Below are 13433 nucleotides of genomic sequence, written 5' to 3'. Positions count from 1 at the left end.
TTTTCAAGCGCCCGCACCTTCCCGCGTGAGGTCAGCGGACTTCGCAGTCCACCGTGCCGGATTTGCCGCTGGACGCGGCGCCCGCGCCCGGCGCCGTCGAGGCGTTGAAGGCCGGCGGCGGCGTGAACTGGATGCCCGGATTGGCCGGCACCACCACTGGCGGCGCGGTCGGCGACGGCACATAGCCGAACTGGCCTGCCGAGAAGCCCAGGCTGCCACCCGGATTGCCGACGACGATCGCACCGTCCTGCACGGCAATATGCAGGCCAGGTGGAGGACCTGGCGGCGCCAATGGCACAGCGGGTCCAGGTGCCTTGCCACTACCGGACGATGGGGGGACGCCGGGTACGGCTCCCGCGCCAGCGGAAGGCAGGCCGCCAAGCAAGGCGGCCGCGCCGGGCGGCGGAGGCGGCGTATAGTTCACAATGAAGGTGGTGCCGCGGATACCGATGGTCGCCACCGGCGTCTTCAGCGCGAACTTCTCCTTGCTGCGCTTGCCCAGCAGGCCAGTTACCGAGCGCAGGCCGCCCTTGACGAGGTTGAATTTCGCCTCGTCGCCATCAGGCTTGCCGTCGTCGAAACTGAAGTTCTCGATGGTCAGCGCGGAGCCCGGGCGCAAGGTCAGCGTGCTGTTGTCGATCATCTTCACCATGGCGTAGGTATTCTTCTCCGTCACCAGGGTGTCGCCGTTCTCCACTTCGGACTTCAGCGACAGGATCTTGGTCGAACCGTTGGCCTTCTTGGCCAGCAGCGGACCGCTCAGCTGCGTCACCGTGCCCGCTACCGGACCGGCCAGCGCCAGCGCACTGAGCGCCCACAGGGCCAGCATCAGCAGGCCGCGCATGGGCTTAGTTGCAATAAGATTTGGCTGCAGGTTTTTCATTTGTCGGTTCCTTAGTGCCGGATTGGGCGGACTTGTCTTCCTTCTTCTCGTCCTTGGCGTCTTCCTTCTTGTCGTCCGTTTTCGCGGGGCCGCTGGTCTTGCCCGTGCTGCCGCTGCTGCCCGAGCCGGTACTGGCAGGCTTGGTATCCTCCTGCGCGGTATTGATGACGTTAATCACCTGCGCCACGGCGCGGTCCACCGGCTTCACCGGTTCGGAAGCGGTTGGCGGCGTCAGCACCTGGCACAGCGCCGAATTCGGGGCGATGGTGCAGATGTCGGCCGTCGGCGGCGGATTCACCGGCGGTGGATTGACCGGTGGCGGGTTCACCGGCGGTGGATTGACCGGCGGCGGGTTCACCGGTGGTGGATCCACGGGCGGCGGATTCACCGGCGGCGGGTTCACCGGCGGCGGATCGACCGGCGGTGGGTTCACCGGCGGTGGATTGACCGGCGGCGGGTTCACCGGCGGTGGATTGGCCGGCGGCGGATCGACCGGCGGCGGGCTGACCGGCGGCGTGACCACGACACCATTGACCACCGTAGTCACCGTACTGCCCGAGATCTGGGACGCCGTTGCACTGACCGCATTGCTGCCAACCAGGCGCACGGTGCCGCCGGACTGCACACGCACGCCGCTGCCGACCACGGTCAGCACGTCGTCGGTAGCAACGGACGACGTACCCGCCTCCAGCGTGATGGCGCCGCTTTGCGATACCACCTTGCCCTCAATGCGCAGCGGGCTGTGCGCCGTAATCGAAATGGCGCCCGAGCCGCTGCGCACGGTGCCCGCGGTATCGCCGGCGGCAATCGTGGTGGCGCCGTAGTTGCTGAAGGTGATGCTGCCGGCGTTACCGTTCTGCACCAGCAGGCGGTCGACCCGCACGGCCTGGCGGCTGGACGATTCGTTGTTGCTGATATTGATCGACGAGGTGCCGCTGGTGGCGGTGGTCGCCGCATCGATGACCTTGGCCTTGCTCAGGAAGGCCGCAGTGGTGGTGCCGATGCCGTTCGCCGCGCTCAGCCTGAGCGTGTCGGCCGCCAGGTAGGCGCTGGACGTCAGGACGCCGCTCACCACTTCCAGGTTCACGGTGCCGCTGGCGCCGCCGCCCAGGATATTCAGGTCGCCGGCATTCCTGAAATCGATGGCGGTGGCCCCATCCACACGCAGGTTGCTGACGGTATTGGCGGCATTGGCCAGCGTGACCTCGCCCTCGGTCTGCACGTACAGGTTCGCCACATCGATGGCTGCGGACTGGGTGATCGCGTTCTTGGCGTTCAGCCCGATATTCAGGGTATGCTCGTGGCGCTTGCTGCCTTTCGCGATCCCGGCCACATCGATGCTGCTGGTGTTGTAGGTCATGCCCAGGTTGACCCGCTGCGCATCCACATTGCCCAGGTTCGTCACCGACACGCAGGCGGTGCTGCTGCAGCTGCCGCCGATCACCATCGACTTGTATTCATTCGACGAGGTCAGCGGCGCCAGCGTGACCGTATTGGCATGCACGGTATTGGCGAGATTAACCGCCGCGCTTTGCACCGTCACATTGCCAGTGCCCACGTCCACGGCGGCATTGAAGTCCACCGAGCCGGCATAGGACAGGAAGCTCAGGTTGCCGCTGGTCCGGTTCATGGCGCCGGCGATCTGCACGCCGGAATAGCCGTTGAAGCTCACGCTGCCGGCCGACACCTTGTCCAGCACGGTATCGCTGATCACGGTGTTGGTGCCTGAACTGCCATTGACCTGCAGGATACCGTTGCTGCGCGAGGTGCCGAAGGTGATGTTGCCCAGGCCTTCATCGGCGGTCAGCCCGGTGCCGCTGCCGGCCAGGTCGAATTCCCCAGCGCTCAGCGACAGGCCCTTGGCTTTCACCAGCCCTTCGTTGCTGAGCAGGCCCGAAGCGGACACGCCCAGGTAGGTGTTGGCCACCGTGAGGTCGTCCAGCGTGATATCGCCGCCGTAGCCGTTGGCGCTCACGAACACGGACTGCGCGTTCAGCTTCGTCAGCTCATCGGCGGTCAGCGTGAGGCCGGCGCCTTCCACATTGTTCAGCGTCCCACCCAGGTAGGCGCCGTCCTGCGCATTGATGTGGATGAAGGGGCTGGCCAGCGAACCGCTGCCGGACAGATTCATATCGCTCAAGGTCAGCGTGCTGCCGCCGGTCACGACCGGCGCCGTGATGTTCAGCTGCGGGCTCATGACACTGAATTGGCCATCGACATTGACGGCCGCATTCACGTTTACCGTGCCTTCGGTCGCCTGCAGCGTCAGGCCGCCGGCGCCGCGCGCCACGACGTCGGAGATGGTGATGCCGCCCGGCCCGTCCAGCGCCAGCGTGCCGGCCTTGAACTTGGCCAGGTCGGCGCCCGACACCGAGGTGATGCCCGGCGTTGCCGCCGCGCTGACATTGAAGATGCCGTCGCCGTTGGCCGTGGTCAGGCTCAGGTAGCCGGTGCCGGCATCGATGCTGCCGGCGGCCGACAGGTCGTAGCTGCGGGCCGACAGGTGCCCGCCCTTGATGGCCACATCGCCATGCACGTACAGGGTGTTGTCGGACGACAGGCCGAGCGTGGTGTTGGCCAGCGAGGTGTTGTACAGGTGCAGGTCGTTGCCGCTCTCGGTTTCGACGAACAGGCCGCCCACCGTCAGCTTGCCCAGCGCGGTATTATTCAGCAGTATGCCGCCTTCCACCGAGGCCAGGGTGCCGCCCAGCGTCACGGCGCCGGTGGCGTCCAGCAGCAGGTACTGCGGCGCGATGATCTTGCCGGTGCCGTTGATGTTCAGGCTGCCCGTGCGGATGCCGATGGTTTCACCGGACAGCGTGCCGCCGTCGGCCACCGTGACGTTCTGCGCATTCAGCTGAATGCCGTTTTCCGCATCGATGTCTTGCACCGTCAACGTGGTTGCCGGCGAGTTCAGGGTGATGTTGACGTGGCCCGGCTCCGAGCCTTCGCGCTGAACCACCGATTCCACCAGCAGGTTGCCGTTCGCGCCCAAGTTGATGTTGCCAGCTTCCAGCGCAACGCTGCCGATCTGGTTGGTCGACTGCACCAGATTGATCTCGCCGCCCGCCGCCGCCAGCCTGTCGGCCTCGATATGGCCGCTCCACTGGTACACGCCGTCGCTGGCTTCCAGCTGGACGTTCTTGTTGGCCACCAGGTCGCCGTACAGGGCGACCGTACTGCCTTTCAGCGCGAGCACGCCGGTGGTGCCGCCGCGCGTGGCGCCGGCATTGCTGCCGGACAGGTTCAGCGCTTCCGACACTTCGACCGCGCCGGTATAGCCGCTGGCCGTACCGATACTGATCAGCGGCGCGTCGAACATCTTCAGTTCGCTCTCGCTCAGGTAGGCGCCGGCCGGGTTGGTGCCGCCCAGGCTGATGTCGGCGTCCAGGCTGGCCTTATCCACGTACACCTTGTTGGCGACGATGGAATTGGCGACGCCGCTGTAGTTGAAGTGGTCGGCGCGCAGGCGCAGCGTGTCAACCTCGGTGAAGGTGCCGTAGTTGCCGTTGATGCTGCCGGTGTCGTCATACACATTGAAGAACACGCTGTGGCCGTTGGCATCGATCGAACCGCTGTGCTGGATGGCGGACTTGGCGTCCACCACCAGGTTGGCGTGCAGGTCCAGCGGCGCATAGATGGACACCTCGCCCACACTGGCGCCGCCCAGCGCCAGCTCATAGGCATTCACGCGACCCAGGTCGGCCGCCTGCAGCACCATGGTGCCGGCGGACGGCGAGTCCGCGCCCATGATGGACATATTGTAGGTGGAGATGAACGGCGCGATGGACACGTAGCCGCCGTCGCCGGCGCTGTTGTTGACCGAACCGGTGTCGGCGATGTCCAGGTTATTGGCGCGCAGGCTGATCAGCGGCGCATTGTCGCCGACGCGCGCACCGCCCGGCGTGGCCGTTACGCTGCCGTTCAGGTTGACGCTGATGCCGCTCAAGGTGATATCGGCAGCGCCGCTGTTGATCGTCCGGCTGCCCGCCAGGTTCACGGCGCCATCGCCGCTCGCACTGCCGGAAGGCGCATAGTTCGCATACAGGCCGATGGCGCCGCCATTGGTCTGCAGGTTGGCGTTGACGTTGATGTCATTGCCGGCATAGGCAGTGAAGGATTTGCCGGCCGCCGTCATGCTGACCGCGGCATTGATGGAAATATCGTTGGTGGCCTGCAGCACCACGTTCGAGGTGGCGCCATTGATGGTCGAGGCCAGGATCTGCGTGGTGCCAGGCGACGGCACGCCGCCGTTGAAGTCGGCCACGTCCACCAGGCCGTAGGCGCCGTAGCTGGTGCTTACCACTTCGATATTGTAGGGATCGAGCAACCACACGCCGGTGGCATCGAGGCCGGTGGTGTCCACGCGCAGGCCCGCCACATCGAGGTAGTGGCCCGAGGTCTCCACGAAGCCGCCCTTGCCGCCCGCACTGCGCGCCGAGATGGCGCCGTAGGCGCGCGTGGCCTCATCGGCCCACACGATCACCCTGCCGCCGTCGCCCGAGGCTTCGGCGTCGGCGCGGATCACCGCATTCTTGCCGATGAAGGCCTGGCGCGCGTTCTGCACCGCGCTGTTCTTGCCCTGGTAGTCGCCGCCCAGCAGCACCGTGCCGCCGCCCTCGCGGCCGCTGGCATCCACGCGCGCATCGCCGTTCAGGGCCACATTCTGGCCCAGGATCTGAATCTCGCCGCCCTTGCCGGCGCCGCTGGCCGTGGTCTGGCTGCCCGCTTCCAGCAGCGTGCTGCGGCTGGCTTTCAGGATGATCTTGCCGTTCTCGCCGCGCACCGCGCTGTTGGCGTTGACCACGCCGCGCTGGTTGACCAGCGCGCCGTAGATGCCGACACGGCCGCCCTGCGCCACGATCTGGCCCAGGTTCAGCGCCTGGTCTTCCGGCGCCGACACCACCACCGTGATGGCCGGGTTGGCCGAATCGACCAGCTGCACGCTCTTGCCCGCTGCCAGCAGGATCTCGCCGTTCGGGGCCGAGATCACGCCGTGGTTTTCCACCGTCGGCGCAATCAGGAACACCTTGCCGCCCTGCGGCGTGGTGATGGAACCCTGGTTGACCACCTTGCCCGCGCCGGCTTCGCCCTGGAAGTTGTGCTTGCCCGCCAGGAAGTCGCTGTTCGACAGCTGCAGGCTGGACGCCACCAGGCCGTTGACGTCGATGCGGGCATCCTTGCCGAACAGCACGCCGTTCGGGTTAATCAGGAACACCTGGCCGTTCGACTGCAGCGAACCGAGGATCTGGCTCGGGTCCTGGCCGGTAATCCGGTTCAGCACCTTGCTGTCGCTGCTTTGCTGGATGAAACGCGTGATTTCGTCGCGCCCCACCGAGAAGCTTTGCCAGTTGATGATGGTGTTCGGCGTGTTCGTGATGGAGAACACATTGCCCTGCTGGGCGAACGTGGCCTGGCCGGCTACCACCTGCGGCAGGGTGGGATTGGCTTGCGCGACACCGAAGCAGGCCGCCACCGTGGCCGCCAGCAGCTTGCGCTGCAGCTTGAAGCTCCCTTGCGGAGCGCGCGTGAATTGGTCGAGATTCGTCATGATTGTTGCCTCAGTAAGAAAGGCCAAGCCGCAGGTGCAGTTTGCCGCCGTCGCGCTGGGTAGCGCCTTCGCGGACCACATGCCCGTAGTCCAGTTGCAGGTTCACGTAGCTCGACACCAGCAGGCGCAGGCCGAGGCCCGCACTGGCGATCGAAGTACTGGTCAGTTCGCCCGGCAGGGCGTGGTTGCGCTTTACGTACGCCGTGTCGTAAAACGCCAGTGCGCGGCACTGCCAGGCTCCGCTGCCGCACAGGTTCGGGGTGTACAACTCCAGGTTGCCGCCGATGCCGGAGTCGTTCGAGATTTCGCGTTCGCCAAAGCCGCGCACCGAGGAGGCGCCGCCGCCGCCGTACTGCTCGCCCGGGATCAGGGCGTCGCTGGTGTACTGCGCATTGACGATGGCGCGGAACTGCCAGTCCTCCGGCAGCACGCGGCTGTAGCTGCCGCTCAGGCGCAGCAGCGTGTAGTCGTCCTTGGCGCCGCTGCGGGTGCGGGTGAAGTCCTCCTGCTTGCCGTTGGAGCCGCCCGGCACATTGCGCACCAGCGAGACCGAGCCGCCCAGTTCGCCGGTGGCCGAGCCCAGGCTGCCCTGGTAAGTCACGCTCAGGGGGTGCACGGTGATGTCGTTGCCCAGGTTCTGGCCCAGCACCAGGATGCTGTTCTTGAAGGCCTTGTAGTCCAGGCCGTAGACCAGCTTGTGTTCGTAGTCGCCCTGCTTGCGCAGGTTCTGCGTATAGCGCCCGCCGTAGACGGCACCCTTGCCGCTGATGGCGAGGTCGAAGATGCCGGCCGTGACCGTGCCCGAATCCACGTTCGAGTAGCTGGCGAAGAAGTCCAGCGAGTCGCCCAGCTCGTACAGCGGAATGTGGTAGCCCAGGCCGTAGACCTTGATCGCGCCCGGCTTCTCGGCCGTGGTGCTGTACTGCAGGCTGGCCACGTGGTCGCGGCCGAACAGGTTGGCGTGCTGCAGCACGAAGCCGAGGTGGGTCTTGCCGGTGGTGCTGGTGCCGGTATTGTCGGCATTGGCCGTCACCTTCCACGGCGTGTCGTCCGTCACTTCCAGGTTGGCGTCGACCTCGTCGTCCTTCTCGCCGCCCTGCAGCTTCATGGCCACGCGCTTGGCCGGGTTTTCATTCGACAGCTTCAGGCTGGCCGAGATGTCGCGCAGGTTCGGCGTCTGGCCGGGCTGCAGCGCCGGCAGCGCGCGCCGCACATTGGCCTCGTCGAAGTACTTGTTGTTCTTGACGTTGACCTTGCCGATTTTGGTTTCCACCACCTTCAGCTGCACCACGCCGCGGTCCAGCTCCTGCTCCGGCAGCTCCACGCTGACCACCGAATAGCCCAGGTCGCGGTAAGCGTTTTCCAGCGCTTCCAGCGCCTGCTGCACGCTGCCGAAGTCGCGGTCCTTGCCGGCGAACGGGGCCACGGCCTGCTGCGCCTTCTCGTTGGACAACAGGGTATTGCCGGTGACCTCGAAGCGGCTGATCTCGAAACGGATCACCTCGGGCGCCGCTTCCTGCCCCCAGGCGGCGGCTACGGCGGTGGCAAGGATCGAGCCTGCGAGCAGGCGCGCAAAGCGGTGGTTCATATGTGTCGGCTCAGGATGTTGTAGTTTTTGGGCGATTTTTGTGCTCAGGACTGCTGCCTGGCGCACCCTGTGTCGGGCGCACTACGATTATCCCGCATTTACGTAGTGGAAATAAACGTTTTCAGACGTTCCACACGGAAAAACAGCGAAAAACGACACAGAAGGCGGTCGGGCTACCCCATGCAGGCCAGAATACAGGCAGACAGCCAGCATTTCTTCCCAGAAAGTCGGGATATTTGTCGCAAATTTGTAGCAACCGTCATTCCCGAATGAAAAATGGGGACAGAAAAATGGGGACAGACCCGGATTTCCAAAATCCGGGTCTGTCCCCATTTTTTAAGCAACTATTTGGTTTCGAAGGTGGTGACGCCGTCCCAGTCGGCGCCGGGAGGGTGGGCGCGGTACCAGGCGATGCGCTCCTGGTACAGGCCGTACAGGTAGCGCGGGTGGTCCTGCTGCAGCCGGGCCAGGCCGGCTTCGGCCGCGTCCCATTGCTGGGAACGGACCTGGGCCAGCGTGGCGTGCCACAGGGCCAGTTCGGCGCGCTCGGCCTCGCCCACCTCGTCTTCGCGCGCCAGCGGCTCGAAGATGGCGACCGGCTCGTTCTTGCCCTTGACCCGCACCAGGTCCAGCTCGCGGTACACGAAGTCCGGCGCGGCGATGCGCGTGGTCTCGCCCACCACGATGCCCACGCCGTAGGCCTTGGTGATGCCTTCCAGGCGCGAGCCCAGGTTCACGGCGTCGCCCATCACGGTGTAGGCGCGGCGGATCGCCGAGCCCATGTCGCCCACATGCATCATGCCGCTGTTGACGCCGATGCCGATCTTCAGCTCCGGCCAGCCGCGCTGCTGGAAATCCTGGTTCAGGCGCGCCGCGCTGGCCTGCATCAGCAGCGCCGTGGCCACGCCGCGGCTGGCGTGGTCGTGGAAGGGCACGGGCGCGCCCCAGAACGCCATCACGGCGTCGCCGATGTATTTGTCCAGCGTGCCGCGGTGGCTGTCGCGGATGTCTTCCGACATGGCCGTCAGGTACAGGTTGATGTATTCGCGCAGCTGCTTCGGCGACAGGCCTTCGGAAATGGTGGTGAAGCCGCGCACGTCGACGAACATCACCGTCAGCTCGCGGCTTTCGCCGTCCATATTGTATTGTTCGGGGTTTTCCGCCATCTCGGCCACCAGCTCGGGCGCCACGTATTCGCCGAAGCGCGATACCAGGGCCTGGCCGCGCCGCACCTCGAAGAAATAGCCCCAGGCCACGTTGAACACGAACAGGGCCGCGATCAGCAGCAGCGTGATGGCGACATTGGTGACGGCATCGAGCTCGGTATACAGGTAGTAGTTGAAGGCCGAGGCGGCGGCCAGCGCGGCCAGCGCCAGCAGGATGGACCACAGCGGCGGCAGCGCGGCCAGCGCGAAGGCCAGCACCACGCCGGCCAGCACGGTCTGGCCGAATTCGATGGCCAATGCGAAGTCGGGGCGCGACTTGAAGCTCTGCTCGAGGATGGACTTGATGACGTTGGCGTGGATCTCCACCCCGGGATAGTTGGCGTTGACCGGCGTGGCCCGCAGGTCGTTCAGGCCGGCCGCGGTGGTGCCCACCAGGACGATCTTGTTTTCCAGCTGGGCTTTCGGCGCGCTGCCGCGCATCACGTCCACCGCCGGGATGTAGCGGAAGGCGCCTCCTTCCGGGCCGCCGCTGCCGCGGAACTGCACGGTGGTGGTGAGGCCGGCGCCCACCGGGATCACGATGCGGCCCTGTTCGTGGAACAGGGCGATGGCGTCCAGGCCGCCGTTCGTGCGTTCGGCCTCGCTCAGCGTGTCCACCGTGCCGCTCCAGATCGGCGCGATGGCGCGCGCGTTCAGGGCCGCGGCCACCGTGGCCAGCGACAGCGTGGGGTAGTAGCCCTGGCCGATCTTCTGCAGCAGGGCCGTGTTGCGCACCACGCCGTCCGGGTCGGGCGATACCGAGAAGATGCCGGCGCCGGCCGCCGCCTGCTGCAGGCGCGCCACATTGGCCTCGTAGCTCTTCGACTCGAAGGCGTCCAGGGTGCGCCCGTTCAGGTCGTCCACCGTGAAGGCCGGCGGCGGCAGCACGCCTTTCGGCGCGCCGTCCGGCGCCACGTTATAGCCCAGCACCACGGCCTGGCCTTGCATGGCCTGGGCCAGCAGGCCGTCGTAGTCCATCTGCGGCTGCAGCTTCTGCAGCTCGCCGTCCAGGCCCGGCACGCCCTTCAGCTGCTTCTGCGCGAGCGCCTGCAGCACCTCGTAGCCGGAGCTGGTGTCCGGTTCGGGGAAGGAGACGTCGAAGCCGACGCCGGCCACGCCATAGTGTTCCGTCAGCTGGCGCACCAGCAGCGCCACCTTGTCGCGGCTCCAGGGGAAGCGCCCCACTTCGGTCAGGCTGCGGGTGTCGATGTCGACGATGACGACGTTCTCGTCCAGCACCGGCTTGTCGAGGCGCATGCGCAGGTCGGCGATGCCGGTGTCCATGCGCTCCACCAGGTTCATCGGCAGGTAGTGCGTGATCTGCAGTGCGGCGACGGCGGTCAGCGCCAGGCCGACCAGCCAGCGCACGCCGTAGCGGGCGGCCACGCGGCCGAGGACTTTGGCGAGTTTGGGCGCTTTCAGCGGCAAGGCAGGCTCCGGCGCGAATTACGGGACGTAGCCCGGAATCTTTGCTTCGTCGACCGCGTCGATCTGTTCCGGATTGAGGTTCTTGGTGGCGAACTGCATATACACCTTCTTGCGGATGAAGATGTCGAACAGGTCGGGGTCGATATGGCCGTTGAGCTTGAAGTTGCCCAGGATGTGCAGCGACTCGGACAGCGACTTGGCCTTCTTGTAGGGCCGGTCGTGCGCGGTCAGCGCCTCGAAGATGTCGGCAATGGCCATGGCGCGCGCCGGCACCGACATCTGCTCGCGCGTCAGCCCTTTCGGATAGCCCTTGCCGTCCATCCTTTCGTGGTGGCCGCCGGCGAATTCGGCCACGCGCTGCAGGTGCTTGGGCCAGGGCAGCGATTCGAGCATGCGCACCGTGACCACGATGTGGTTGTTGATGATCTTGCGCTCTTCGTCGTTCAGGGTGCCGAAGCGGATGGTCAGGTTGGCCAGCTCGTTGTCGTTCAGGAAGGGCGCGTCCTCGCCGTCCGGATTGGTCCAGCGGTACTGGGCGATCTGGCGCACGCGCTCCTGGTCTTCCGGCTTCATGCCCTCGCCGCCCACATTGGCGCTGCGGATGAAGTCGCGGTCGGCGCGCAGCCGGGCCAGTTCTTCCTGCAGCGCGGCCTCGCTGGCGGCGCGGTCGGCGCCGGCCAGCTGCGCCTTCAGCGCGCGGATCTCGGCATCGCGCAGCAGCACTTCGAAGCGGGTGTCGACCATGTGGATGCGGTCGAAGATGGTCTGCAGCTTGGTCGACTTGTCGACCACGTGCACCGGCGTGGTGATCTTGCCGCAGTCGTGCAGCAGGCCGGCGAACCACAGTTCCTTGCGGTCGGCGTCCGTCATGCGGAAATCGGCCATCGGCCCGTCCGCCGTTTCATGCACGGCCTCGGCCAGCATCATGGTCAGCTCGGGCACGAACTGGCAGTGGCGGCCGGTGTACGGCGACTTTTCGTCGATGCCGATATTGATCAGGTTGACCAGCGCTTCCAGCAGCTTTTCCAGCTGCAGGATCAAGAGCTGGTTGGTCAGCGCCACCGCCGCCTGCGCCGCCAGCGCCTCGATGAAGCGCTGGTCGGTCGGGGTGAAGGCGACGATGCTGCCGCTGGCCGGGTCTTTCGCATTGATCAGCTGCAGCACGCCCAGCAGCTCGCCCTCGTGGTCGCGCATCGGCACCGTGAGGAAGGACTGCGAGTGGTAGTTGAACTGCGCGTCGAAGTTGCGCATGCCCTGGAAGTTGAAGCCCTCGGCCTGGTACACGTCCTCGATATTGACGGACTTGCCCACGTTGGCGGCATAGGCCGCCACCGAGGCCAGGTTCTGGGCGCCGCTCTCGTCGAACAGCGGCACGTTCGGGATATTGGCCTGCTTGCCGCTGGAGCCGCCCAGGTGGATGCCCAGCGTGTCGTTGATGCTGAGCGCAAAACTGAGGCTGCGCCGGTCCTCGCTGGGGCGGTACAGGGTGCCGCCGTCGGCATGCGTCATGCCCTTGGCCACCAGCAGGATGCGCTCCAGCAGCAGCTCGGTGTTGTGGCTGGAGCCCAGCGCGACGCTCAGTTCCGTGAGCTGGTCCAGCCGCTGCGCGATTTGGGCGTGGTTGAGTTCCTGCATGGCGATCGCTTCCGCATCTGTTGATGCTTATACATAATTTTGAAAGTGTAACGGGACTCACTGCTTGTGTACATCCGGAAATACAAAACAGTGCAGTTTTGCCGCGGCGGCAGGGCTACAATGCGCCGAAATCGCAACTTCGCGCTCAGAAATGATGAAAAAACAGCTATCATCGCTGGATACAATTGTCCGGACGTACTTTGATGCGCTGAGGCAACATAAGATGAGGCTGACTAGGGGTCTGAGCAAATGAAATTCAAATTCTGGGGCGTGCGCGGATCGATTCCCTCCCCCGGCCCGCGCACCGTGCGCTACGGCGGCAACACCACCTGCATCGAAGTGCGCAGCGACGACGGCACCCTGATCGTGCTCGATGGCGGCACCGGCCTGTTCCCGCTGGCCCAGTCGCTGGTGGCTTCCGGCCAGCGCCCCATCCACGCCAATATCTTCATCACGCACTCGCACTGGGACCATATCCACGGCCTGCCCTTCTTCACGCCGCTGTTCATCAAGGGCTCGCGCGTGCGCCTGCACGGCGTGACCGATCCCGATACCGGCAACGGCATCGCGCACGTGATGGGGGTGCAGCTGCAGAACAGCTATTTCCCGGTCAGCGAAACCCAGATGGACGCCACCATCGAATACCGCACCATCGCCGTCGGCGAGGCGGTGGAGGTGGGCGACGCCGTGGTGCGCAATGTGGTGATGAGCCATCCGGTGACGGACCTGGGCTACCGCATCGACTGCCGCGGCAAGTCGGTGTTCTTCACCGGCGACCATGAGCCCCTGTTCAATATCTACCCGGCCGGCCATCCGGAGCACGCCGCCTTCGAGCAGCATGTGGCGCAGCGCACGGCCGCCATCGACGAGCTGGTGCGCGGCGTCGATGCGCTGATCGTGGACAGCTCCTACACGCGCGAGGAATACCCGGCCAAGGTGGGCTGGGGCCACGGCACCTTCGACAGCGCGCTGGCGATGGCGGTGCGCTGCGGCGTCAGGCAGCTGTACTGCACCCACCACGAACCGACCCGCAGCGACGACGAGCTGGAAGCCGTGTTTGCCGAGGTCATGGCGCGCCACGCGCCGCTGCCCGCCGGCCTGCAGGTCATCTTGGCGTACGAAGGCCTGGAAGTCGAACTGTAA

The 13433-nt window shown here is 65.8% G+C and carries 6 protein-coding genes; 1 reads left to right on the top strand and 5 read right to left on the bottom strand.

The window, feature by feature from the left end; all coding sequences use genetic code 11:
- Window positions 1-31: 31 nt before the first annotated feature.
- From ACJRPG_RS03980 to ACJRPG_RS03960, 5 genes are all read right to left on the bottom strand, one after another.
- Window positions 32-883, bottom strand: coding sequence for a FecR family protein (locus tag ACJRPG_RS03980; protein WP_407998756.1), 852 nt, complete (start codon window positions 881-883; stop codon window positions 32-34).
- Complete coding sequence (locus ACJRPG_RS03975; RefSeq protein WP_407998755.1) at window positions 849-6434, bottom strand: beta strand repeat-containing protein; 5586 nt, start codon at window positions 6432-6434, stop codon at window positions 849-851. The genes ACJRPG_RS03980 and ACJRPG_RS03975 overlap by 35 nt, the downstream gene beginning before the upstream one ends.
- 10 nt (window positions 6435-6444) lie before the next feature.
- Entirely contained in the window at window positions 6445-8022 is a 1578-nt protein-coding gene (locus tag ACJRPG_RS03970; protein WP_407998754.1) for a ShlB/FhaC/HecB family hemolysin secretion/activation protein, read from the bottom strand.
- Between the two features lie 344 nt (window positions 8023-8366).
- A complete protein-coding gene (locus tag ACJRPG_RS03965; RefSeq protein ID WP_510183101.1) occupies window positions 8367-10655 on the bottom strand; it encodes a CHASE2 domain-containing protein in 2289 nt (762 codons plus the stop codon).
- Window positions 10656-10673: 18 nt separating this feature from the next.
- The gene (locus tag ACJRPG_RS03960) at window positions 10674-12290 is read right to left on the bottom strand and encodes an HD domain-containing phosphohydrolase (protein WP_407998753.1); all 1617 of its coding nucleotides are present in this window, start codon (window positions 12288-12290) and stop codon (window positions 10674-10676) included.
- A gap of 249 nt (window positions 12291-12539) precedes the next feature.
- Between ACJRPG_RS03960 and ACJRPG_RS03955 the strand changes: the two genes are divergently transcribed.
- Window positions 12540-13433, top strand: a complete 894-nt coding sequence (locus ACJRPG_RS03955; protein ID WP_407998752.1) for an MBL fold metallo-hydrolase — start codon at window positions 12540-12542, stop codon at window positions 13431-13433.

The sequence above is a fragment of the Pseudoduganella rhizocola genome (assembly GCF_045984285.3).
Taxonomy (GTDB): domain Bacteria; phylum Pseudomonadota; class Gammaproteobacteria; order Burkholderiales; family Burkholderiaceae_D; genus Rugamonas.
This window is presented reverse-complemented; position numbering and strand designations above follow the sequence as displayed.